Genomic DNA, 25,999 nt, shown 5'->3' with positions numbered 1-25,999 from the left:
CTTTCGCTACTTATTTAATTGAATGGTACCGAGTAAACAAAAAAAATACGATATCGCCTATTTACGTATGGCGATAGAATGGAGTAAGCTTTCTTATTGTGAACGAAGACAAGTTGGCGCGCTTATTGTGAAAGATAAGATGATAATTAGCGACGGATATAACGGAACGCCTACCGGATTTGAAAATTTTTGTGAAGACGAGGCGGGGTACACCAAATGGTACGTGCTTCATGCCGAAGCAAACGCGATCTTAAAAGTAGCCTCCTCCACACAATCGGCTAACGGTGCAACCTTATACATTACCATGTCACCGTGTAGAGAGTGTAGCAAGCTAATTCATCAAGCCGGAATTAAACGATTGGTCTATTTTGAAGAATACAAAGACGATTCCGGAATAAAATTTTTAAAGAAAGCTGGCGTTACTATAACGCACATCAAAACCTTAGAACTATAAATGGGATATCAAAAAAAATACCTGCCTTTACTTATTGGAGCAGCTTTGGCTGCGGGTATTTTTATTGGTTCAAAATTAAATTTTAACGACAGCAACGAGAAGATCTTTGCAACCAATTCTAAGAAAGATAAACTGAACCGGCTCATCGATTACATCGATTATGAATACGTAGATCGTGTAAACACCGATAGTATTGTAGACGTAACTGTGAACGGAATACTGGAGAATCTTGATCCGCATTCGGTCTACATACCCGTTGATGAATACGAAGATAATGCTGATGATATGCGTGGGAATTTCACCGGAATAGGTATAAGTTTTTATGTATATAATGATACTATCGCTGTCATTAGGGCCATTGAAGGTGGCCCTGCGGCAAAGGCAGGTATAAAAGGAGGCGATCGAATCTTATATGCCGATGGCCGTAAATTGTTCGGGAGCGAATTTGATAGAGACAGCATTTCGCACTATCTAAAAGGAGAAATAAATTCAAGAGTGAAACTAAAGGTATTTCGCAAGTCGAATGGTGAAATGATGGATGTGAAGGTGCGTAGAAAAGAAGTGCCGTTAGTAAGCGTGGATGCATCGTATAAGCTTATGGATGACATTGGGTATATCAAAGTGAATCGTTTTTCTGAAAGTACCACCGATGAATTTGAAGAGGCGTTAGACGACCTAATCGATCAAGGCATTTCAAAACTGGTCTTAGACTTAAGAAACAACCCCGGAGGCTATATTGGTGTGGCCGAACAGATGGTGGACGAATTCTTAGGCAATGATAAATTGGTGCTCATTACGAGAAATAAGAACGGAGAAGAAGAAAGAACCTATGCCAGTCGTAGTGGTGATTTTGAAGATGGGAAGCTATATGTGCTCATAAATGAGAACTCAGCCTCGGCCAGCGAGATCGTTGCAGGTGCGATACAAGATAATGACAGGGGTACCATTATTGGTCGTCGTTCGTTTGGTAAAGGACTGGTACAACGTGAAATGGCCTTAGGAGATGGGAGCGCTGTACGATTAACCATAGCACGTTATTATACACCAACAGGAAGATCTATCCAACGCCCTTATGGAAACGGGAATGAAGCCTATTACAGCGAATATGAAAAACGCTATAACAACGGTGAGCTATTGCATGCCGATAGTATACAAGTAGCAGATTCACTGCGATATATAACACCCAAAGGAAATATTGTGTACGGCGGTGGAGGTATCATTCCCGATGTATTTATTCCGAAAGACACAAGTGTTGAGAATGAGACCCTTCAGTATGTGTCGCGTAGTGGATTTATGAGTTATTTTATCTTCGAATATCTCGAGGAGAATCGATCACAATTTAAGGGTATGTCTTTTGCTTCTTTTCTGAAGAATTTTGAAGTGTCTACAGCACTTTCCGAAGAATTCTTAGACTACTCCAGATTTAGTGAAGCACGAATTGATCTTAGGAATTACGACGCTGCGCTGAAAAGAGCCTTAAAAGCAAATATCGCACAACAGCTGTATGGTCCAAATGCCTATGAGTTCATTTTGAACGACGGGGATCCAATGCTTACCAAAGTACTGCAGTTAGAAGGAAAGACGACGCTCGAAAAATAATTACTTTGCCTTCTTATCGATCTTGATCGACATCAATAAAATGATGAGCAATAATATGGCACAAGCAGCCGCAAGTATACTAATAACGGCTACGGCGCTATCACCTTCAAATAGATTATTGAACTCTAATTTTGTCGCGTTAAAGATCATTAAAAAAACGGCGATCGCGATAAGTATGTAGATACCAATTTTCATGTCGCAAAGTTAGTTAAACAATTCTTGAATATTGGAAGTAAATAATTTTACTGCAATCGCTAATAAAATTACCCCAAACACCTTTCTAATTACGGCAATACCATTTTTTCCTAACAACCTCTGAAGCTTGCCGGAGGTTTTTAGAACAATAAAAACAAAAATGATATTGACGATGATAGCGACAATAATATTCTCAATATGGTATTCTGCCCGAAGCGACAGCAACGTAGTTAAACTTCCCGGTCCTGCAAGGATAGGAAAGGCCAAAGGAAAGATAGATGCCATATCCGGGCTGGTATCTTCCTCTTTAAACAGGGTGATACCTAAGATCATCTCCAATGCTATAAAGAACAAGATGAAGGCACCGGCCACCGCAAATTCGTTTACGTTGATACCAATAAGCTTTAAGATCTCTTCTCCTATAAATAAGAAGACGACCATTACTACAGCAGCAATAATAGAGGCCTTACCCGAACTAATATGTCCGGCCTTTTCACGTAAAGAAATAATAATAGGAATACTTCCAATTATATCGATCACGGCAAAAAGTACCATGGTCCCCGTAATGATTTCTTTAAAATTTAATTCCATACCCACGATTTTTACAGGCTGCAAAATTAGTGATATTCTTTAGACAAATTGCTTCGGAAATGGGTTAATTAAAACATAATTTTTTTCAGAATAAAACATGCAAAAGCATGTATCTTTGCGCCATGTTTCAGATAGGTAAGACCATAGTTTCCGAAGACATCATTGCGAAAGAATTTGTGTGCAATCTAAGTGCGTGCAAAGGGGCGTGTTGTATAGAAGGTGAGGCCGGGGCACCGGTTACTCCTGCCGAAGTAAGCATACTAAAAGATATCTACCCTAAGGTAAAACCGTTCCTGCGTGCCGAAGGGATCGCGGCTATCGAAAGTCAAGGCACCCACATTACTTCTCCTTTAGATGAATTGGAGACTCCATTGGTAAATGGCAAAGAATGTGCTTACGTTACGTTTACAGAAACCGGAACAGCAAGTTGTGGGATCGAGGACGCCTATAATGCAGGTGAAATTGAGTTTCGAAAACCGATCTCTTGTCATTTATACCCGGTTCGTGTACAAGACTACAGTGAGTTTGCAGCGGTGAATTATCACCGTTGGCCTATTTGCGACGATGCCTGCGTCTTAGGACAGGAACTTAAGGTGCCGGTCTATAAATTTGTCAAGGATGCTTTAATTAGAAAATTCGGTGCTCCTTGGTATGCTGCCTTAGAAAAGGTGGCTGAGGAGAATAGGTAACATCCATTATCTCACAATTTCCGCACATTCCATCACCACTCATTCATGTAATTGTATAATTATCTTATAATTAGTATATTAGTTATAACTATTAGTAACACATTTAAATACAGTTTACCATGAAAAAATTTTTAGCGATTCTCGTTGTAACAGCTTGCTTTGTTTCCTGCAAGGACAATCCGGTGAGTGAAAAGATTAAAGAAACCAGACAAAATGTAAGCAACACGAATAAGGCCGTAAAGGAACTCAACAAAATGCAAGAGGATATTGAAGAGTTAAAAGATATAGAGCCGCTTACCAATGACGAGTTGAAAGCATGGTTGCCCGATGAGGTCGAAGGAATGAAGCGAATTAGCTATAAAGCAGGTCAAACCTCGTATATGCAAATTGCTTCTATTGAAGCCACATATGCCAATGAAGATAAAAGTAAAAAATTCAAGGTACAAGTGATGGACGGCGCAGGAACTGTAGGTGCAACCGCAACCGCCGGAATGCGTATGCTGTTCTCACAAGATTTTGAAGAAGAAGATGAATACAAAACACGTAGAACCACCAAGAAAAATGGTATGAAGGTAATTGAAGAATACCATAAACAAAATAACAAAAGCGAGATTCAATTTATGCAGGACAATCGTTTTTATATAAAGGTCAATGGCACCAATATGGATATAGATGAAACTTGGGATGCCATAGATGAACTAGACGCAGACGATCTAGGATAAAACACGTACATAATTATACGATACGACCGGAGGCATTTTGCTTCCGGTTTTTTTATGTTTTTTTCTGAAAGACCTGAACTTCTAAACAGCCAAAAAAATTCTTTTAACAGTGGTTTTTAGGATCTTACAGGAAATACCCCCTTTAAAAAACATGAAATTACCCCTACAAATATGGGTTGAACACTCCCCAAAACTTCTAAGCTCGCTCTTTAGTTTTGTTGTTGATTATGAAAAGAATCTACGGCGGAACCTGAAAAGCCTAAGAACAGAGTAAGGAAACTATAAAAGAACGTATGATGAAACGAGCTATTACTTTACCTATGTTACTACTGTTGTCATTAACCATGTTGGGTCAAACCAATACAGACAACCTACAAGAAAATGTGCAATCCTTGCTTTCGCAGCGAACTCCTTTACTGGAGCAGTTGTATCAAGAAGCAAAGTCACTCGAACTAAACGGTACCCCTGCCGAAATTAATGCCAATCGCCTTGCGATTAAAGCAGCTTGGCAACAAATCGATCCAGAAATTGCATCACTATACAAACCGGTAGATGCCGGTGGCAGGTTACCAGAAACTGTCGAGAACTTAGTGATAAACGGAACCTATCAAGCAACTCAACTTCGCGAACGAGATGAGCGCCCTGGGCAAACACGTGACTGGGATGAGGATAGGCTGTTACTGTATGACTGGGTAGACGGCGGTGTCGATATTGAAGTGACTGCTGATGGCGATATCTATATTTCAGCATTTCAAAATGATATCGAGAATGAAGGTGCGACCTTCGATCAAATATATATTTTTAGATCGCTGGATGGCGGAATGACCTTCGAAGAATGGCAAGTAGCCGATGTGACTGCACCTATGCGAAAGATGCAACTTATTTCGCTAGATGGGACTGGCGACGAGTACTTAGTGGCCTATATACTTACAGCTTCGGAAACTTTTCAAGCATGGCGATGGAATATGGACACCGGCGCTTTCGATGCCCAAGCTATTTCCGGCGATGTAAGCGATTTCGGGGTGGATAGAAATTATCCTGTAAACACCAATACTCAGCGCGTATTCGCAACCTATCAAAAAACGACTTCATGTACCGAAATACATTCGGCCAGAAGTACTGCGGGAAGCTACGGCTTCGACTGGGTCGATGAGGTAACTGAAAGCAGCACTTGTGGTGAGCAAGTAGATATAGCCTATGGATTAAACGGAGCTATCTATACAACCTATACCGGGGCAGCATCAGGTAATTTATATGCCAATGCAAATGACGACTATAACGATCCCGCCTCATGGGTAGGTCGCGAAACCGTAGAAACCGGCGGAGTTCAAGAGTCTGTCAACCCAACTATTATTGCGGCCAGAAAGGCCTTCGCTTCAGATGAAGTGCTTTTGCTAACATCTTCACGAAATACAGGAGCTACCACGGGGTATAATCATTTAGGGTATATACGTGAGAATGGAGCCGCCTTCACCAATTTATTTACGGGAATAGCTCTGCCAAACCAAAGTATCGCTCACATGGATACTTGGATTCGTAAGGATAATGCTTCCGAAGAAATTAGAACAAGTTATATCGTGGATATTATAGACGAATCTGAGAATAATAGAAGTCAGTCCTTTTTTTATGATGGTACCGATTTAACCACTAACGAAACGGTAAGCGATTCGAATATAGATGTTTGGAATGAATTTCCAGCCGCGGTGGCCGAAACGAACGATGACTTGCCATGTATGGCCTTTGCCGGAACCAGTGGTGGTGGTGGATTTGGTTACGGACTCTATTTCGATGCCAAAGCAGTGATTTTAGGTGCCGATGAGCACACTATAAGCGGTTTAACCTATTACCCGAATCCGGTACAAGACAGATTACATATAGACGCTCAAGAAAATATCGAAAAAATTAGTGTCTTTAACGTACTAGGGCAAGAGGTATTATCTATCCTTCCAAACACGACGAGTGTAACGTTAGATACTTCCACTTTTGCTAAGGGCATGTATGTGGTACAAGTAGCATCGAATGGCGCCACGGGATCTTATAAAATTATTAAGAAATAAGTAGGGAGTATTTTTTTCAATTTTAATTTTTGTGAGTGGGAAGTCGTCAAAACTGTTAGGCGGCTTCCTTTTTTTCTGAAGGAAAAAAGATCGAATCGCTTTTTTCAGCTTATTTTTTCTGAAAATTCGCGGTAGATTTTTTGTTGAAAACCATGTTATGAAAACGTTACGAAAACACAATGTAAACTACCATAAAACGGAAGCTTTTGAGGGTTTTCAACGACCGTAGTGCAAATTGTTCATAACCTTTCTTTAAGATTGTAAACACCTAAAAACCAAAAGAATAAGTCTTATGTTTAACAAAATAATAAGAACACTTTAAAATAGGCTGTGTTGACAACTTTGTTGAAAACCTAAACTCAATTTCCCTCATTTTCCATCAAATAATTTTCATATTTGTTAGTCCCGAGTAACAAGAAATTATTCATATAAATTAAAACGAAGGACAATGAGCGCAGTAGAACCCATTTTACAAGAAAACAAGAACCGATTTGTAATTTTTCCAATTCAACATCATGACATTTGGGATTGGTATAAAAAATCGGAGGCTAGTTTTTGGACTGCGGAGGAGATCGATCTACACCAAGATTTAACCGATTGGACTTCAAAATTAACCGATGATGAACGTTATTTCATCAAGCATATTCTTGCCTTTTTTGCAGCTTCCGACGGAATTGTAAACGAGAACTTGGCCGAAAACTTTGTAAATGAAGTACAATATAGCGAAGCGAAGTTCTTTTATGGTTTCCAGATCATGATGGAAAATATTCATTCTGAAACCTATTCGTTGCTCATCGACACCTATGTAAAAGACGATAAAGAGAAAGATCAATTGTTTAATGCTATTGAAAACTTTCCGGCGATCAAAAAGAAAGCCGATTGGGCCTTAAAATGGATTGAAAGTCCAAGTTTTGCAGAACGTCTTATCGCGTTCGCGGCCGTGGAAGGAATCTTCTTTTCGGGTGCGTTCTGTTCAATTTTCTGGTTAAAGAAAAGAGGCTTAATGCCCGGATTAACATTCTCGAACGAGTTGATCTCAAGAGATGAAGGTGTTCACTGCGACTTTGCAGTACACTTGCACAATCACCACCTAATTAATAAAGTGCCAAAAGAGCGTATTCGCGAGATCATCGTGGATGCTTTGAATATAGAGCGAGAGTTCATTACCGAGTCACTTCCTGTGAGTCTTATCGGGATGAATGCCAAGTTGATGACACAATACCTTGAATTTGTAACCGACAGATTGTTGGTGGAGTTGGAATGCGAGAAGGAATACAACGCGAGCAATCCATTCGACTTTATGGACATGATATCACTACAAGGAAAAACGAATTTCTTCGAAAAACGAGTTTCCGAATATCAAAAGGCGGGTGTGACCAACAAAGACAAGGAGTCTAACAAAATTAGTTTCGACGCAGATTTTTAGAAAAGCTCCCGTTCTCCCCCCAAAGGGCGGGCTTTTCACTATATAGTGCTGATAATGTGAGGTGTAGCAATCTCGCCTAAGCACACTTTTTTCAAAAAACAAAATAACCTCAAAAGCAAGATAAAATGAATGTAATTAAAAGAGACGGCCGCAAAGAACCTATCATGTTCGACAAGATCACTTCGCGAGTGCGTAAATTGTGCTACGGCTTAAACGAATTGGTAGATCCTGTAAAAATTTCCATGCGCGTTATCGAAGGATTATACGATGGGGTAACCACAAGTGAACTAGATAATCTTGCCGCTGAGGTTGCTGCAACGATGACTACTTCACATCCAGATTATGCTCGTTTGGCGGCACGAATTTCTGTTTCAAACTTACATAAGAATACAAAGAAGACCTTTTCCGAAGTAATGACAGATCTATACGAATATGTCAATCCGAGAACAGGAAAGGACGCTCCATTGCTTAGCGATGAGGTATATAAGATCATTCAAGAGAACGCAGACGAGTTGGATTCGACCATTATCTATAACCGTGACTTTGGCTATGACTACTTCGGTTTTAAGACATTAGAGCGTTCGTACTTGCTAAAATTAAATGGGAAGATCGTAGAACGACCACAACACATGCTTATGCGTGTTTCGGTAGGGATACACTTAGACGATCTTGCTGCGGTAAAAGAGACGTATGAACTTATGTCTAAGAAGTATTTTACACATGCAACGCCAACCTTGTTCAATAGTGGAACACCAAAACCACAAATGTCGTCGTGTTTCTTGCTTACCATGAAAGATGATAGTATTGATGGTATATACGATACCTTAAAGCAAACGGCAAAGATCTCACAGTCTGCCGGAGGAATTGGGTTGTCTATTCACAACATTCGCGCTACCGGTTCCTATATTTCGGGAACCAATGGAACCTCCAACGGGATTGTACCTATGCTACGAGTGTTTAACGATACAGCTCGTTATGTAGATCAAGGCGGCGGGAAACGAAAAGGATCTTTCGCGATCTATGTAGAACCATGGCATGCCGATATTTTCGATTTCCTTGACTTGAAAAAGAATCACGGTAAAGAAGAAATGCGTGCTCGAGATCTATTCTATGCAATGTGGATCCCAGACTTGTTTATGAAGCGAGTACAAGAAGATGGGGAGTGGACCTTGATGTGTCCAAATGAATGTCCGGGACTTTTTGATTGTCATGGCGATGAGTTTGAAGCCTTATATCACAAATATGAGTCTGAGAACAAAGGAAGAAAGACGATCAAGGCACGTGAACTTTGGGAGAAGATCATGGAGTCGCAGATCGAGACCGGAACTCCGTATATGTTGTACAAAGATGCAGCTAACCGTAAGAGCAACCAGAAGAACTTAGGGACCATTCGTTCATCGAACTTATGTACCGAGATCATGGAGTACACATCACCGGATGAAGTGGCGGTATGTAACTTAGCTTCTATTGCATTACCTATGTTCGTTAAGAACGGGGCCTTTGACCATAAAGAATTGTTCCGTGTTACAAAACGAGTGACTAAGAACTTGAACCGTGTGATAGACCGCAACTACTATCCAGTAAAGGAAGCGGAAAATTCGAATTTCCGTCACCGTCCGGTAGGATTAGGTATTCAAGGATTGGCCGATGCGTTTATCATGCTTCGTATGCCGTTTACAAGCGATGAAGCTAAGAAATTGAATCAAGAGATTTTTGAAACCCTTTATTTTGCTGCTGTTACTGCATCTATGGAAGAAGCCAAAGCAGACGGACCGTACGAATCTTATAAAGGATCACCGATCTCTAAGGGAGAGTTCCAACACAATTTATGGGGAATTAAAGACGACGAACTAAGCGGGCGATGGGATTGGGCCAAGCTGCGCAAAGATGTAAAGAAGCACGGCGTGCGTAACTCATTGTTAGTGGCGCCTATGCCTACGGCCTCCACTTCACAGATCCTTGGAAACAATGAAGCCTTCGAACCTTACACCTCAAACATTTATACACGCCGTGTGCTTTCGGGAGAATTTATTGTAGTAAACAAACACCTATTAGAAGACTTGGTGTCCTTAGGACTTTGGAATGACGATCTTAAAGAAGAGATCATGCGTGCCAACGGATCCATTCAAAATGTGGATGGGATCCCTCAAGACTTAAAAGAATTGTACAGAACCGTATGGGAACTTAGCATGAAAGACATTATCGATATGTCTCGTCACAGAGGTTATTTTATCGATCAGTCGCAATCGCTCAACCTATTTATGGAGAACGCCAATTTTGCAAAACTTACTTCAATGCATTTTTACGCATGGAAGAGCGGTTTAAAAACGGGAATGTACTATCTGCGTACCAAGAGTGCAGTTGATGCGATTAAGTTTACCTTAAAGAAAGAAGCTAAAAAAGAACCGGTGGCTGCAGTAGCAGAAACCAAGGTTGATGCTACTTCGGCAGCATCAGACAAGCCGCTTACTCCGCAAGAATTGCGTGAGTTATTGGCCAAATCTAAAGGTCAAGAGGACGATGATTGCCTCATGTGCGGCTCTTAAATTTTAAGTGTTATTTAATAAAAAGGGAAGGTGAAAATCTTCCCTTTTTTTATGCGTAGTACCCACTATTTTTTAAAAGGTAGTGATAGGGATTGCTTCGGAAGAAATTGTTGCTTGCAACTACGACCTGATTTTTATAAGGAAGGCTATTTATATTTTTAAAAGTGCTTCTGAAGCATGCAGCAGTTGAAGGCGAGCTGGCAGTTTCCGAGGAAATAATTCTATCTGTCTTGGTGATTTTTGCGAACTATGCGATTTGAGTACTACACTTTCCGAAGCCACTATAGAACATTTCCGAAGAAAAAAAAACAGATAATTATAAGTATAAAAAAACCTCATACTATTGGTAGCAACAGTATGAGGCTTTGTTCGTGGAGGCATATATTATTGCTTCTTATAGCTCATGTAATATTCTTCCATCAGGTTCATAATCGCAGTTACCAGATCTTTGGTCTCTAACAACAGGCTAAAATACAGCGTTGTGTTCTTAGGACTAGACTCTTCCGTACGCGTGCGTGCAATTTGTTTTTCTATCTTTTCTGAAACATATTCGAACAATTGCTGCTTCTTATCTAAGACACCTTCTATACGTTGAATTTCCTTATTGTTGAAGATCACTTCTATCTCGGCCAATAAGTCTTCTAAGGACTGATCGATCTCCTGAAGGTCTTTAATTTGGTTAAAACGCAAGGCCTTGTGATTATTATTCACGTGCTTGTAACTCGCCTTAGAAATATATTCTAACGATTGTGCTACATCCTGCAAATACCCAAGAATGATGATATAGAAGTTACTTCCACGTACACTCTTGTCATCAAGATCTCGAATGAGGTAGAAAATATTATCTCGTAATTCATCGATCTCGTCGTTTAACTTCTTAACTCCCTTTTTACTCTTTTTAAGTTTGGAAGTATCTTGTTTAGCCAAACCGCGAAGTGTGTCAGAATAGATCTTATTGGTTCTGCTCACTACATTGGCGATGTTATCGGCACTTTCCTGAATGATTCCTTGAACCGTATTGCTTTCGGTCTTCTTTAATCCGTCTTTTCCAACAATAGAGTCTCGTTTCTTTTTGTGAGAAATATAGTTGCGAACTAGTAAAAGAACAGCTAACAACAACAATACTGCGATTGCGACACCTTTACCTAGATAGATAATGTAGGCCAAGGTTCCGGCAGCTACGAATGCGCTAAATGCAGTAAAGAACCAACCACCAATCACATTGATAACTCCGGCTACGCGATATACGGCACTTTCACGTCCCCAAGCGCGATCTGCCAAAGAAGTACCCATCGCTACCATAAAGGTGACATAGGTAGTGGATAGCGGTAACTTCATAGAGGTTGCAATCGAGATCAACACACCCGCTACAACAAGGTTGATCGAGGCACGGATCATATCGAAAGCAGGTAATTCGTAGGTTTTGTGCTTCGGAAGCTCTACCACTGGTTTTTCAAATCGTGCATTGATATTTTCACGAGTTTTAGTCGGAAGAACTAGACCGAGTGCTTGTGACAAACGTGTGCTACCTCGAACTACAGCACGCGATAACATATTTGGCTGAAACTTTTCGTGTCCTTCTCCTTGACGTGAAAGACCAATTTCTGTATCGGCAACGGTACGTGCTTTTTTAGAGAACCATAGTGTAATTACCATGACCCCACCTGCGATAAACAATAATATAGGCTCTGCAGGTACTTTAGTTTCAAGAATGTTCATCGAGAAGGCTGAGGCAGCCTCGCCCGAAGCAGCCCAAGCTTCATAAGAGTGATAAGCAGCCATAGGAACTCCGATAAAGTTAACCAGGTCATTCCCTGAAAAGGCGAGTGCCAATCCGAACGTTCCAATAGCGATTACAATAATAAGGATGCTCTTCTTGAAGATCTTCATAAACAGAAAGGAGAAAAGGGTCCAAAAAACGAAGGAGGCCAAAATATAAATAAGTTCATTCCCTTCGATGAGCTCTTTAAAATCACCATAATACGGTGTGCCTTTCAGCCCTTTCATAAAGATGAAATACCCAATTGCTGTTAAAGCAACACCTCCAAACAGAGCTCCAAAATTTTTGATCTTTTTCTCGTAATGAAATGTAAACACCACGCGTGATATCCATTGTACCAGTGCCCCTATTGTAAAGGCAATGACCACCGAGAGCAGTATTCCTAAGATAATTTCAGTTGCTTTCGCTGTGTTGATATAGTTACCCAGATCTCCCCAGGTTTCAGTATTGTTAGCCCCTATCTTTATGAGTGCCATAACAACCGCTGCACCTAATAATTCGAACACAATAGATACTGTGGTAGAGGTCGGCATTCCGAGGGTATTAAAGAAATCTAGCAACAGTATGTCTGTGATCATTACAGCCATAAAGATGATCATGATCTCTTCGAAATAGAATTGGCCTGGGACAAAAATCCCTTTACGTGCGACCTCCATCATCCCGCTGGAAAATACTGCACCAATAAAGATACCCAAACTTGCAACGATCATGATCGTTTTAAAAGAGATCGCTTTAGAACCAATTGCCGAGTTCAAAAAGTTTACGGCATCGTTGCTAACTCCAACAACAAGATCGGCTATTGCGAGTACTGCCAAGGCAACGAGCATTAATAAATAAATATTATCCATTTTTTTTCAAATTAAGTGGTGCAAATTTCATAATAAAAAAGAAATTGATTGTTACCACAAGGTTATGATATAGCTTAAAAATGTAGATCAAAGCCCAGTCTAAAGGCAAGCCCGCTAGGGTCATTCCCCGATGTAGAATAGCTAAAATCACTTTGTACTTTGAGTTTATGTCCAACAATATATTTCGATACGCCAAGTGTATATTGTTCTTGAGAATCCCTACCGGTTACTTCGTCGAAACTCAAAGAGGTAAAACGACCGGCGACTTCATAGTTGTTTTTAAATAAATATCCGGCTTGTAGGTTTATGGCATCCCCAACCAGCACTACATCACCTGTAAGGTTTCCGTCTGCGTCAACAGCTGGTGTACCGTCATTTTCGGTTGCGATAGGGTCGTCTGCAGCTCTATTGGCATATTCGGCCATAAAAGAGAATCCTTGTACTTTAAACATCGCATCTACGAATAGGGTGCTAATGTCGGTCTCATAAAACCCGGTGCTTGTTTGCATATAAGAACCTAAATTGCTTCTTGTCTTAACGGCATCTTGGTTGTAATCGTAGGTAAGTCCGATCATTAATTTTGGGGTAGCTTCCCGTTTTAAATCTGCTTGCGAATAATCACCGCTACTTTCGAATTCTCCAAAAGGTAATGCCTCTATTCGTCCGGTATATTGAAGGCCGCCAAGATTTCCACTCGTGATATTTCTACCCTCCCCTTGAGAAACAGCAAGTTTTTCACGGATCATAAATTTTTCTGAAAGATATAGGTGGTGACGCAATTGGAAACCGACATCACGGTCAATGTTAAATCGGCTATTTAGTAAGGAGCGATCGATCAACTGAAGGTTTCCGGATGAGACAACTCGTTCTACGTTTCCGGGGAGCTTGGTTTGCCCTACCCACAATTCGAAGTTTTCGTAGAAATTCCACATAATAACCGCATCTAGAATAACTCTGGGAGCATTACTTGTAAACTGATTTGCACCAGAAATATCGCGATTGGAAAGACCGAGTTCGATCTTGTATTTTAATTTAGGAGAATACGCAAAACCGTTAAATTTTAATCGTGCTCTTCGAATAAGAAAATTTTGTTCGGGCTTACCAAACTGATCGTTGTTGTAATCCCAAGTAGAATTCGCTCTAAATTGAATACGCGGTGCGAATTTTACACTCCAAGAACTATCCTTGGCAACGAAGTTTAGCATCCCTTTACCAAATTTAGTATCAGTGATTTCTTGGCCCTTTGTAGTAAAGACTACACACAACAAGGCAAGACTTATTGCATAATGTACTTTCATTAAGTCGATTTTAGTTTTTGTCGTTGCAAAGAACCGACCTTAATGTTAAGTTAATGTTTCCTAATTATTAACTTTGAACGGCGTTTTATTAAATTATGGACCTGCAAAAAAGGCTACTCCTTAAGAGTAGCCCCTACACATTAATTTAAATCTAGTCGACAAAAACTAAATCGATTTAAAAAAAGCATGTGTGTAATTGTTCGAATACCTAACAAAGAACGCGTATGTATGTACCGTTTTTGTAATGCTAACATTAAAAAATCATTAAGGCTAATCACGTTATTCTTAGTCTCCAATGTTAAATCTTGAATCTTAAATAGTTGAAAAAGAGCTATATACAGGTTTAATGTAAATTTAATGTTACCAAAACATGTCTTTAGTGTTAATTATTTTCTATCTTTGGATTATAACGATTAAAAAAACCCATTATGAAAAAATTAGTGCTTTTAGTAGCGGTTGTTCTCTCTGTTACTACCGTGATGGCCCAGGATATCTCGAATACTTATGAATTGAAAGGTGAATCTATTAGCGCAACCCTCTATCACGACAATGGGGTCATCGCGCAAACAGGGCAGTATTCTAAGGATAACAAACTGCAAGGTGAATGGATTAGTTATGATTCCGAAGGAAATAAAACAGCAATTGCCTATTACGATAATGGACAAAAGGTAGGAACTTGGTTGTTCTATCAAGGAGATAATATTAAAGAAGTAACGTACACCGATTCGCGTATTGCAGAGGTGAAGACCTGGGAGTTAACCAATACCCGTGTGGTCTCTAATAGAAAATAATAGTTCGTATTTATATAAAGAATAAAAAAAGCTCCCACAGTTGGGAGCTTTTTTTTTGGCTATTTCTTCAAATAATTTAGTTGCGTGTCCAACCTACGCTCCAAGTTGCGTAATCTGTACCTGTTCCGTTTCCGTCACCGGAGATAAAATCAGATTCGTTAAATGTGAATTCGGTATCGTTTTTTAGTTTTACTAATACGTCTACAAAAGTGACATCGGTTACCGAAAGATCTCCGTCTAGGACACCTTGTCCTGTTGGGCTGTCGCCCATATCACCGTCAAGATCGAATCCTTCTTCAAAGCCTTGAATCAGTACATTAGTAAAGATACCTTGTGTTCCTGCTCGTAAACGAATTGCCTCGTTCTCGGTAGCAGAACCTCGTCCAATGATAGTCAAATTAGTAACCGTTGGTTTTGAATAGAATACCGGGTTTGAGTTGTTTCCAATGTCTGTATTAAATCCATCGGCTTCAATTCCTTTGTCATGAGCAATACCGTGAACTACATATACATCGGTTAGTTGTCCAGAATATCCTTCTGTCCAGTCTATCGAATCGTCTTGAGAGCCACTTACGGCAACGAAACGTGCATTCACTGTTCCACCGAAAAATTCGAAACCGTCGTCCTTACCTTCATAGGCTTGTACATATTCTACTGTGGTACCGTTTCCAACACCATAGAATGAGAATCCGTTGTTTTCTGTTTGACCGTCTGCGGCACCACCGGAATACTCAACACGTACGTAGCGAATGGTTCCTGAGTTATCGTCTACGATACTGCCACCGTAAGGCAGCCCACCAATTTCTGAAGTTGAAGTAGCATCACCACCTGCAACCGAGTTGATTGGAGCTTTCCCTAAAAGGATCAATCCACCCCAGTCACCTGCGTTTGGTGTGGCAACATTTGAAGTAAGTACAATTGGATTGTTCGCACTTCCGTTTGCATTTATAGAAGCACCTTGGGCAATGGCGATATAAACGTCAGATCCGGTATTTGCACGAATCACAGTTCCTGCAGGAATAGTAAGCGTGGTACCTTCTGTCATTACCAATGCTTCGGTCAACACATAATCAAAGGCTGCATCCAGCTCAAGGTCTGTTGTTTGTGTTCCTCCAATAAATCGTGTGGTGTCACTATTTCCATCTCCACCTTGATTATTGTTCGTGGTACTATTATCTACGCTGTTATCGGTGTTATTGATTACGATCTCAGCGGTGTCGTCGGCTTCACATGCACCTAGAAGGAGGGCAATAAACGCAAAGCTTAAAAATAAAAAATTAGTCTTCATATGTTCTAGTATTAATTAATTGTTTAGTTATTAAAAATTGTATTTAAGTTGTAATGAAAGGTTGATGCCTCTTTTATATGATGAAATCACAAAATCTCCTTGTGATGTATTTTCACGAATGCGTTCTATGGTTGGGTCTAATAGGTTTTTTGCCGTTGCATTTATTTCAAAATGGTTTCCTATTTTGTTTCTCCATACAAAGTCAAGAACCGGAACAGCCTTTTCTACGATATTACCTAGTTGTCCCGACCCTAAGGCTGCTATACGATCGGAGAAATAGGAAAATACAAGGTTCGCGGTAGGTTTATAGCTTCCGAAGGTAGGACTGTAATTAACATCGGCATTGATCAACAATGGTGATGCTCCTTGCAGCTCATCGGTTGCTCGTTCGAACGTTGAAGTAAAAGTGCCTTCATTGCTTTTAAGATCTTGTTCGGTGTACATATAAGTAACATTTGCTCCAACCGAAAGGATGCTGTTTTCATCTTCATCCTGTAGTACATTTTTACGAACCTCAAGTTCACCACCAATCACTTCTGCTTTATTTCCGGTTCGGAAGTAGCGCTGGGTTCCAGTGGCGTCATTGGCTACCACTAAGTTGATAGGATCATTGATCTGCTTAGCAAAAGCGCCTAAAGAGAACAGTTCACTTCTTCCGAAGAACCATTCATATTTAATATCGGCATTAAAGATCTTCGAGAAAGACGGGTCGTCTAACAAGTCTGGGTTACCTCCAATTCGCTGGGTCACGTCCTCATACACATAAGGAGCCACCTCTTTAAATTCCGGATTCGATACGGTTTGGCTGGCTGCGAAACGAAGATTTTGATCCTCGGTCAAGGCATATTTAACGTTTAAACTAGGCAAATAGAAGTTTTCGTAAGCAGTTCGGAATCCGGGATCGGTTGGTGAGATATTGATTACATCGTAGACGATCTCTTGCGCAAAGGACTCCAGGTGAATTCCGGGAACCAATGTCAGTTTCTCTCCAACCATAAGTTCGGCATTCACATATCCTGCGTACACATCTAAATTTCCTTTGAAGGTGTTCTCATTTAAACCCGGATAGTTGGTATTATCTATTCCGTTTTCAGGTGAGATCGCGTTTATAACAAAGGTATTATATACGGTTCCAAGGTTTTCTACGGAAAATATTTCATCAAAGTTATTCACATCCGGTGCCGGCGTGTTAGGCTCGATAAAGTTGTAACCGTATCGAATATTTTCGAAGTAACGCTCTTTGGTTCTTCCGTTATAACCAACATTAAATGTTAACTTTTCTGAAGCTGTATATTCAAGATTGATACGACTGTTCAACTCTTCATCTTCTATGTTTTGAAAATACCGTTGGTTGTCGAATGGGATGTTATTATAGAACGAAGGATTTGTTGCAGGATCGTTGTCTAATGCTAGATCGTAGCGCTCTAAACTAATTCGCTTTCTGTCCGGCTGTCGCGCAAATACCTTATTGTAACCTACTCCCCAGTCTAATTTAAGCTTCTCGTTTATGGTGTGTGTCCCAAGCAATTGATTTACGAAAATCATGTCTTGATCGAATTGCACATTCATTTGATAGAATCCTTTATCGGTATTCAGGATCGCGTCACGATTTGCACCTTGGCCATTTACACCGTAATAGCCCACTTCATCGGTTGCATTATTTATGAATAAGGAGTTGTAACTAATCTTGTGATCGCTGTTGGCCCTAAAGATGATATTGGCCATGGCTGTAGTGGTTGTACTGTATTCGTATTCTTCTATTGCCGGATATACCACCTTTTCAACAGTGGTAAAATCGGCTGCACTACCACTACGATACTCAAAATTATTATCAAAGGCCGCAGTAGCGAAGAAGCTAAGCTTAGATTCTTCTCCTATGTCAATAGATGTACCACCTGTTAAGCTTCCAATGGCTCGAATGGCTTCTCCAGCCGACTCCGGATCAACACCGTGCGAAAGAACCACGGCAAATGGATTGTTGTCATAACGATTGTAAAATCCGAAGTAACTGGTGCCTTCACTTTTTACAAAATTCTCCCCTATAGATCTGCTATTAAAGCCGCTCCCTAATTCGGCTTCCAAAAATCCGTTGCCGGAATACTCTTTCGCAATAATATTAACATTTCCAGCGGCGAAATCACCGTAGAAAGCGGTTGAATACGCTTTACTAACCGATACGTATTGAATCACATCGGAAGGAAATAAATCGAGGTCAATGTTCTTTTTCTCTATATCATTCGACGGAAGCGAGAGACCATTATAGGTCGTATTAAGATATCGGTCTCCCAACCCACGCACGTAGACATTTCCACCTCCTTCTTGTCTCGAAATACCGGCGATTTGAGCTACTGCGGACGCCGCATCACTTATACCCTTACGGCTCAGTTCATCGGCTCCAATATTTTGTTTTATAGTGGTCGCTTTTTTCTGTTCCAAGAGAAGCGCAATTTCACTTTCTCTTTTTGTGGTAGTCTTAATTATGACCTCGTCAAGCGCAGCGGCACTCGCTCCCATAGGCACATTAACTGTGGTAACCTTGTTTGCTTCTACGACCACACCATCAATCTCAACGGTTTCGTAGCCCACAAAACTATATACTATGGTATAGGTGCCGGGAGCTAAATTTTCTAATGCATAAAGACCGTCAAAATCGGAGGTAGTCCCGGTGGAGGTTCCTTTAATAACAACATTTGCAAACGCAAGGGGTTCGTTGTTAAAATCTTTGTCTGTTAAACTACCTACGATCGAGCCTGTTTGAGCAACTGCTCCGGCTGTGACAATTAGTAAAAGAAGTGATATGTATTTTCTCATTAGTACTTATTGATTTCTGCTGCAAAGAAACCTAGATAGTGTAAAGTCGATGTTACGTGTAGATTAACTCTCTATGATAGAAAGGTTATGGCAATGTTAAGTACATAACATTGGAGCAGGAGTGGGAAATACTTGGCTAAAACACTATCTTGCTGTTCAAAATATAAGCCATGATGCAATGGGAAAAATTGTTGTCCTTACGACGGAAAGGTGACATTAATAAACGCTTACGAATAGAGCAAGACGAAACACGTCTTGGGTTTGAGGTAGATTACGATCGTATTATCTTCTCTTCGGCTTTTAGAAGCCTCCAAGATAAGACTCAGGTTATTCCTTTGTCAAAAACCTCTTTTGTACATACTCGATTAACACATAGTCTCGAAGTGTCGGTAGTGGGGCGTTCTTTGGGACGAATCGTTGGACGATCTATTTTACAGAAGCACCCACAATTAAAAGAAGTGCACGGATTTCAATTTAACGATTTTGGAGCAATAGTCGCAGCGGCAGCACTTGCGCACGACATTGGGAATCCGCCGTTTGGGCACAGTGGAGAAAAAGCTATTGGAGACTTTTTTCTGAATGGCAACGGAAAACGATTTAAGTCGCAGTTATCGGAAAAAGAGTTTCAGGATCTTGTAGATTTTGAAGGCAATGCCAATGGATTTAAAATTTTAACCGAAAGCAGAAATGGAGTAGAAGGCGGATTACGACTATCGTATGCCACATTGGGGGCCTTTATGAAATACCCAAAAGAATCACTTCCAAAAAAACCAACGAAGCACATTGCCGATAAAAAGTACGGGGTGTTTCAGTCGGAAACAGCTTTTTTCGATGAGGTGGCAACCGAATTAGGTTTACTTCAACGAGGTGCGACCAAAGACATGAGTTTTGCGCGCCATCCCTTGACCTTTTTAGTAGAAGCTGCCGATGACATTTGCTATACCATCATCGATTTTGAAGACGGTATAAATCTCGGGCTTATCGAAGAAGAAATGGCGTTAGAGTATTTGATCAAACTGGTTAGCAATTCCATAAATACGACGAAATACCATTCACTACAAACAGCATCAGACAGGTTGGCCTATTTGCGATCGCTGGCGATTAATACGTTAATTTCTGAAGCTGCTATGATCTTTTTGGAACATGAGGAAGCCATACTCGAAGGCACCTTCGAAGCGGCACTTTTAGAGCATAGTAGTTATAAGGCACAAATCGCGGATATACTAAAGATCAGTATCGAGAAGATCTATAAGAGCAATGAAGTAATCGAAAAAGAAATTGCAGGGTACACCGTACTAACTACCTTGTTAGATGCCTACACTACTGCTTCAGAAAATTATAGAAATGGATCACTTCGTCATTACGATTCATTACTGCTTGCAAGTTTGAACACTAATTTTTCCGAAGAGCAAACCATTTATGAGCAACTTATGGATTGCTGTAACTATATTTCCAGGCTAACTGACGGAAATGCACTACAAATGTTTCAGAAAATTAAAGGAAACGCTTAAAAATGGGTTTTAAAATGTTAAATAGCACAGTATCATAGCAAAATTGGTTCATTTGTGATATTTTTAGTAAATTATGATTTCCAACAACAAATGTGATTGTCGATGTACTTTTCGGTCACATTTTAATTAAACACTTACTATGAAAAAATTATTACTCTTACTCGTCGTACTATTTACAGGTATTTCGAGTGCACAAAATTATGAAGGAGTTGTTAGTTCGTACTTAACTGCGAATCGCTCAGCATTAGGTTTACAGCCTGAAGATGTTAGCGATTTCGTGATTAACGCTCAAAGTTATTCTCAAAGTATGAATGTGGACAATGTGTATGTCTCTCAACGCTTTGAAGGCATAGAGATTCTAAACTCTAGTTCACCAATGGCTATTAAAAACAACGAAGTGGTTGTGGCCAATCTATCGTTCACTGCCGGACTACAGAATAAGATAAACACAGTTACTCCTGCAATTACCGCCGAAACAGCAATCAACAAGGCCGCAAATCAACTAGGACTGTCAAGTCCGTCGGGCTTGATTTTGGAAGAAACAATTAATTCGCATTCGTTCGTGTATTCGAATGGATCCATTTCATTGGAAGAAATTCCTGTTCGATTGGTGTTTCAACCCTCCGAGGAAAATAGCCTACGCCTAGCTTGGGACCTAAGCATCTATCTTACCGATAGAAGTCATTGGTATAGCGTACGTATAGACGCCGTTACAGGTAATTTGATCGCTACAGATGATTGGGTGGTTAATTGTACCATAGGTACCGGACCTCACGCTGGTCATAATAACGAAATGAGCGTGCTAGAAGCAAAATATCCTAATCCGTATCGCGATGCTGAAATAATTGCTGGATCTAACTCGTACAGAGTGTTTCCATTGCCTTTGGAAAGTCCAAATGATGGACCTGACCAATTGGTTTCCGACCCTTCTGATGCGACGGCGTCACCCTTTGGATGGCATGACATTAATGGTATCGCCGGACCTGAGTTTACCAGAACTAAAGGAAATAATGTAGACGCACATGACGATATAAATGGAAACAACGATGTAGTATTTGGACCCGATGGAGGACCAACTTTAGAGTTTGATTTTCCGTATGGCTTACCACAGCAGCCTATTAATTTCTTAGACGCTGCAACGACCAACTTATTCTACTGGAACAATATCATGCACGATGTAATGTATCAATATGGTTTTGATGAGCCCAGTGGAAATTTCCAACAGAATAACTACGGAAATGGTGGAGCACAATCCGATTTTGTATTTGCGCAATCACAAGACGGTGGAGGTCTGAACAATGCTAACTTCGGAACGCCGCCAGATGGACAAAATGGTGTCATGCAAATGTTCTTGTGGAGTGCACCGGGAGAAGTATTAGGTACTTTTTTGACGGTTAATAATGGACCACTGGCTGGGCAGTACTTGGCATTCGATTCTAATTTTGGAGGAACACCGTTACCAACGACACCAATTACAGCAGACCTTGTTGTTATGGAAGACGACGATGCAGGAGCATCGACCGATCCTTACGACGGATGTGACAATATAACCAATGCCGGAGCACTAAACGGGAATATTGCCGTGGTGCGAAGAGGCGAGTGTAATTTTACGGTTAAAGTAGCATCTGCTGAAGCAGCAGGCGCAATTGCCGTAGTTGTTGTTAATAATGTACCAACAGACCCTATCCCGATGGGAGGAACCGGTGCCGGTATAGGAATCCCTGCAATTATGATCTTTGAAGCAGATGGAGAACCAATCATTACCTCATTATTAAATGGAGATACTATCAATGCGACATTAGAAGATGATGGGTCCGGTGAAGACCCTTTTCAACGTGATGGCGACTTAGATAATGTAATTATAGCCCATGAATACGGTCACGGTGTATCAAATAGATTAACCGGTGGACCTGGACAAGCGGGATGTTTACAGAACGATGAGCAAATGGGAGAAGGCTGGAGTGATTACTTAGGCCTTATGTTGACCATGAAGCCAGGTGACCAAGGCGACGATGTTCGCGGAATTGGAACCTATGTCCTTGGACAATCGCCGCAAGGAACCGGATTGCCGGACAGAAATGCACCTTATAGTACTGATTTTGCTATAAACGATTTTACCTACGGCGATACCAACGCCGGAGTTTCACAACCTCATGGGATTGGATTCGTTTGGGCGACCATGTTATGGGATCTAACGTGGGCATTTATAGACCAAGACGGATATGATCCGGATATCTATAATGGTACCGGTGGAAATAATAAAGCATTACAATTAGTTATTGACGGTATGAAACTTCAAATCTGTAGCCCAGGTTTTGAAGACGCGAGAGATGCTATCTTACAAGCCGACGAGTTGGCAAATGGAGGCGCAAACCGATGCTTGATCTGGGGAGTTTTTGCAGCTCGCGGGTTAGGTGTAGATGCCGATCAAGGGAGTCGATTTAGTAGAAGTGACCAAGTAGAGAACTTCGATATTCCTGAAGGTCCCGATTGTACGCTTTCTGTGGGAGAGACCAATTCTTATGATAATAACTTTATCATTTATCCGAACCCTTCAAATGGAGAAATTAATATTCGCTCTGTAGTTGCAGTTGGCGATGTAACGATTTCGATCTTTGATCTGAACGGAAGAAAGGTATTTACAACCCAAGCCGATCTGCAGAATATAGTAAGTATTAATGCAGGATCTTTAGATACAGGCGTGTATGTCGTGAAAATCGATGGTAATAATTACACCCACTCAGCTAAGTTGTTGATACAATAAGTTGACCGGATTCACTAGTAAAAAAGAGGCTTTATGGCCTCTTTTTTTTATGGAAGTAAGTATAAAAGTTTTTCATAAATGGCTTCCGAAGAAATACCACAAAGATGATGTAATTCTTCAACCGAACCATGTTCCGGGAATAGGTCGGGTACCCCAAGCATTTCCAACGAGACCGTATAGTTATTTGTAGTTATAAATTCTGAAATTGCACTGCCAAAGCCACCGGCGATCACGCCATCTTCTATGGTAAGGATGGTATTAAAATTTTGGCAGATCGTATGAAGTAGATCGGTATCTAAAGGTTTGGCAAATCGCATATCGTAGCACGCAATTTCTTTTTCTTCGGAAAGTTTTTCTATGGCGTTCATAGCGTTGGTAGCCATGGTGCCTATAGTTAAAACAGCAATATGTTTACCGGACTTAAGTTCTTCTCCTTTTCCAATTTGAATTTTAGAAAAAGGAACTTCCCATTCAACCATGGTGCCACGACCTCTCGGATAGCGTATTGCGATAGGATGTTCAAGTCCTAATTGGGCTGTATACAGTATATTACGCAGTTCGACCTCATTTCGGGGGGCACAAATAATTAGATTCGGGATACAGCGTAAATACGCCAAGTCGAAGATACCGTGATGTGTCGCTCCATCTTGCCCCACAATTCCTGCCCGGTCTAAACAGAAAATAACCGCTAAGTTTTGCAAACACACATCGTGTATTACTTGATCGTAGGCACGTTGTAAAAAAGTGGAATAGATATTACAAAAAACATGTAGCCCTTGTGTTGCCAGACCAGCCGCGAAAGTCACAGCATGTTGTTCGGCTATTCCAACATCGAAGGCACGATCGGGAAAGGCCTCTATCAAATATTTTAGCGAACTTCCTGTTGGCATTGCAGGAGTAATCCCCACGATGTTCGGATTATTTTCTGCCAAACGAACGAGTGTTTTTCCGAAAACATCTTGAAATTTTGGGGGAAGATTTGCTGTATCTTTTGGATGTAGTTCTCCGGTTTTTGCATCAAATTTTCCGGGTGCATGATACGTGATCTGCTGTTCCTCGGCTTGTCGTAATCCTTTTCCTTTTTTGGTGATTACGTGTAAGAGTTTAGGGCCTGGTATCTCTTTAAGTTCTTCCAGTTTCTTTAATAGTTGCTCAAGATCGTGGCCATCTACGGGACCGGAATACGTAAAATGCAAGGCTTCGAAAATGTTATCGGTTTCAGGCGCACCGTCTAAGGTAACCTTAGAAAGGTACGCTTTTAAAGCACCAACACTGGGATCGATTCCTATCGCATTATCGTTTAAAATAACTAGGAGGTTGGTGTTAGTGACGCCGGCATGATTTAAAGCTTCGAATGCCATTCCACTAGCTATGGAAGCATCTCCAACAACGGCAATGTGTTGACGCGTCATGTTGCCCTTTAAATTCGCGGCGATGGCCATTCCGAGTGTAGCAGATATGGCTGTACTGCTATGTCCGGTCCCAAAAGCATCGTATTCGCTCTCTTTTCGCTTCGGAAAGCCACTAATTCCGTGTAGTTGTCGGTTCGTATCAAATACATCCTTTCGACCGGTTATGATCTTATGACCATAGGCTTGATGTCCCACATCCCACACTAGAACATCATCGGGTGTATTAAAGGTATAGTGTAAAGCAACGGTTAATTCGACCACTCCTAGACTGGCACCAAGGTGTCCTTCTTTAACCGCCACAATGTTTATAATGAATTCACGTAATTCTTGTGCTACCAAATCCAATTGAGACCGTTGCAGTTTCCGAAGGTCATCAGGGAATTGAATACTATCTAAGAGTTTTGTTGACACAGGACAAAGATACATTTTGAATTGAGATAATGAATCAGCTCGCTCGAGTTTTCCAAAAGCTTCATTAGGCATCCTAGGGTGTATTTTGTAGTTTTGATATTCAAAGAAAATAGATAATGATAGAGCCCCACGACGACACTTATTTTATGAAAAAAGCGCTTCAAGAAGCCAATATTGCTTTCGAAAAGGGAGAAATTCCCATTGGAGCGGTTATAGTAGCGAATAATCAAATAATTGCAAGAGCGCACAATTTAACGGAATTGTTAAACGATGTTACGGCGCATGCCGAAATGCAAGCGATTACAGCGGCTGCTAACTTTTTAGGAGGGAAGTACCTTAAGGATTGTACATTATACGTAACCATCGAGCCTTGCCAAATGTGTGCCGGGGCTTTGTTTTGGAGTCAAATTTCTAAAATCGTATATGGCGCTCGAGATGAGCAACGCGGGTGTATAGCATTAAAAACAACCTTGCATCCAAAAACTGTAATGAAAGGGGGCGTAATGGCAGAGGAAGCTTCGAAGTTGCTTACGCGGTTTTTTATAGAGAAGCGAAACTTAAATTAAAAAAAGCCCGCTATTAGCGGGCTTTTGTTCGTTTGGTGGTTGTTCGTATATCTTAGTCATGAATTACGCGCACTTGAGCGGCAACCATTCCTTTTCTTCCTTCTTCTTCAACATATTCTACTTTGTCACCTTCATTAAGGGCTTCACCATTAAGACCGGTAACGTGTACAAAAATGTCTTTTCCGGTGTCATCATTGGTGATAAAACCATACCCTTTTGATTCGTTAAAAAACTTTACTG

At 40.7% G+C, this 25,999-nt stretch carries 19 protein-coding genes; 11 read left to right on the top strand and 8 right to left on the bottom strand.

Annotated elements, in window-relative coordinates; translation table 11 throughout:
- Positions 1-22 precede the first annotated feature (22 nt).
- Positions 23-454, top strand: a complete 432-nt coding sequence (locus tag DWA30_RS10215) for a deoxycytidylate deaminase (protein ID WP_114492442.1) — start codon at positions 23-25, stop codon at positions 452-454.
- Positions 455-2,053, top strand: a complete 1,599-nt coding sequence (locus DWA30_RS10210; RefSeq protein ID WP_114492441.1) for a S41 family peptidase — start codon at positions 455-457, stop codon at positions 2,051-2,053. It begins immediately after the preceding gene.
- Here the strand turns inward: DWA30_RS10210 and DWA30_RS10205 are convergent, their stop codons facing one another.
- Together DWA30_RS10205 and DWA30_RS10200 are read right to left on the bottom strand one after the other, a co-directional pair.
- On the bottom strand, positions 2,054-2,248 hold the full coding sequence (locus DWA30_RS10205) for a hypothetical protein (RefSeq protein ID WP_114492440.1): 195 nt from the start codon (positions 2,246-2,248) through the stop codon (positions 2,054-2,056). It abuts the gene before it with no gap.
- A 9-nt stretch (positions 2,249-2,257) separates the two neighbouring features.
- The gene (locus DWA30_RS10200) at positions 2,258-2,839 is read right to left on the bottom strand and encodes a MarC family protein (protein ID WP_114492439.1); all 582 of its coding nucleotides are present in this window, start codon (positions 2,837-2,839) and stop codon (positions 2,258-2,260) included.
- A 122-nt stretch (positions 2,840-2,961) separates the two neighbouring features.
- Between DWA30_RS10200 and DWA30_RS10195 the strand changes: the two genes are divergently transcribed.
- The 5 genes from DWA30_RS10195 (at position 2,962) to DWA30_RS10175 (ending at position 10,279) form a co-directional block, all read left to right on the top strand.
- Positions 2,962-3,528, top strand: a complete 567-nt coding sequence (locus tag DWA30_RS10195; protein ID WP_114492438.1) for a DUF3109 family protein — start codon at positions 2,962-2,964, stop codon at positions 3,526-3,528.
- 119 nt (positions 3,529-3,647) lie between these two features.
- Positions 3,648-4,250: a hypothetical protein gene (locus DWA30_RS10190; RefSeq protein ID WP_114492437.1), complete on the top strand. Its 603-nt coding sequence runs from the start codon at positions 3,648-3,650 to the stop codon at positions 4,248-4,250.
- A gap of 293 nt (positions 4,251-4,543) precedes the next feature.
- A complete protein-coding gene (locus DWA30_RS10185) occupies positions 4,544-6,307 on the top strand; it encodes a T9SS type A sorting domain-containing protein (protein ID WP_114492436.1) in 1,764 nt (587 codons plus the stop codon).
- 448 nt (positions 6,308-6,755) lie between these two features.
- On the top strand, positions 6,756-7,733 hold the full coding sequence (locus tag DWA30_RS10180) for a ribonucleotide-diphosphate reductase subunit beta (protein WP_114492435.1): 978 nt from the start codon (positions 6,756-6,758) through the stop codon (positions 7,731-7,733).
- A gap of 125 nt (positions 7,734-7,858) precedes the next feature.
- A complete protein-coding gene (locus tag DWA30_RS10175) occupies positions 7,859-10,279 on the top strand; it encodes a ribonucleoside-diphosphate reductase subunit alpha (protein WP_114492434.1) in 2,421 nt (806 codons plus the stop codon).
- A 384-nt stretch (positions 10,280-10,663) separates the two neighbouring features.
- Here the strand turns inward: DWA30_RS10175 and DWA30_RS10170 are convergent, their stop codons facing one another.
- Positions 10,664-12,907: an inorganic phosphate transporter gene (locus tag DWA30_RS10170; protein ID WP_114492433.1), complete on the bottom strand. Its 2,244-nt coding sequence runs from the start codon at positions 12,905-12,907 to the stop codon at positions 10,664-10,666.
- Positions 12,908-12,981: 74 nt separating this feature from the next.
- Complete coding sequence (locus tag DWA30_RS10165; protein WP_114492432.1) at positions 12,982-14,205, bottom strand: porin; 1,224 nt, start codon at positions 14,203-14,205, stop codon at positions 12,982-12,984.
- A gap of 428 nt (positions 14,206-14,633) precedes the next feature.
- Here DWA30_RS10165 and DWA30_RS10160 point away from each other — a divergent pair, with 428 nt between their 5' ends.
- On the top strand, positions 14,634-14,996 hold the full coding sequence (locus tag DWA30_RS10160) for a toxin-antitoxin system YwqK family antitoxin (RefSeq protein ID WP_114492431.1): 363 nt from the start codon (positions 14,634-14,636) through the stop codon (positions 14,994-14,996).
- Between the two features lie 76 nt (positions 14,997-15,072).
- Here DWA30_RS10160 and DWA30_RS10155 read toward each other — a convergent pair whose 3' ends face one another.
- Both DWA30_RS10155 and DWA30_RS10150 read right to left on the bottom strand, forming a co-directional pair.
- Positions 15,073-16,284 (bottom strand): beta-helix domain-containing protein, encoded by a 1,212-nt coding sequence (locus DWA30_RS10155; RefSeq protein WP_114492430.1) that lies wholly within the window; start codon positions 16,282-16,284, stop codon positions 15,073-15,075.
- 30 nt (positions 16,285-16,314) lie between these two features.
- Entirely contained in the window at positions 16,315-19,095 is a 2,781-nt protein-coding gene (locus DWA30_RS10150) for a TonB-dependent receptor (RefSeq protein ID WP_114492429.1), read from the bottom strand.
- 173 nt (positions 19,096-19,268) lie between these two features.
- On the opposite strand from DWA30_RS10150, the gene DWA30_RS10145 reads away from it, so the two are divergent.
- A complete protein-coding gene (locus DWA30_RS10145) occupies positions 19,269-20,606 on the top strand; it encodes a deoxyguanosinetriphosphate triphosphohydrolase (protein WP_114492506.1) in 1,338 nt (445 codons plus the stop codon).
- A gap of 139 nt (positions 20,607-20,745) precedes the next feature.
- Positions 20,746-23,370, top strand: coding sequence for a T9SS-dependent M36 family metallopeptidase (locus tag DWA30_RS10140; RefSeq protein ID WP_114492428.1), 2,625 nt, complete (start codon positions 20,746-20,748; stop codon positions 23,368-23,370).
- Between the two features lie 47 nt (positions 23,371-23,417).
- Here DWA30_RS10140 and dxs read toward each other — a convergent pair whose 3' ends face one another.
- On the bottom strand, positions 23,418-25,193 hold the full coding sequence (dxs, locus tag DWA30_RS10135; RefSeq protein ID WP_114492505.1) for a 1-deoxy-D-xylulose-5-phosphate synthase: 1,776 nt from the start codon (positions 25,191-25,193) through the stop codon (positions 23,418-23,420).
- A 116-nt stretch (positions 25,194-25,309) separates the two neighbouring features.
- Here dxs and DWA30_RS10130 point away from each other — a divergent pair, with 116 nt between their 5' ends.
- On the top strand, positions 25,310-25,759 hold the full coding sequence (locus tag DWA30_RS10130; RefSeq protein WP_114492427.1) for a nucleoside deaminase: 450 nt from the start codon (positions 25,310-25,312) through the stop codon (positions 25,757-25,759).
- Positions 25,760-25,811: 52 nt separating this feature from the next.
- Here DWA30_RS10130 and DWA30_RS10125 read toward each other — a convergent pair.
- Positions 25,812-25,999: cold-shock protein (locus DWA30_RS10125; protein WP_136073187.1), on the bottom strand; the 188-nt coding region annotated here is incomplete at its 5' end.

It is taken from the genome of Candidatus Ulvibacter alkanivorans, from assembly GCF_003333325.1.
Taxonomy (GTDB): Bacteria; Bacteroidota; Bacteroidia; order Flavobacteriales; family Flavobacteriaceae; genus Ulvibacter_A; species Ulvibacter_A alkanivorans.
The sequence above is the reverse complement of the archived record's forward strand: the minus strand, read 5'-3'. Positions and strand labels throughout refer to the sequence as shown.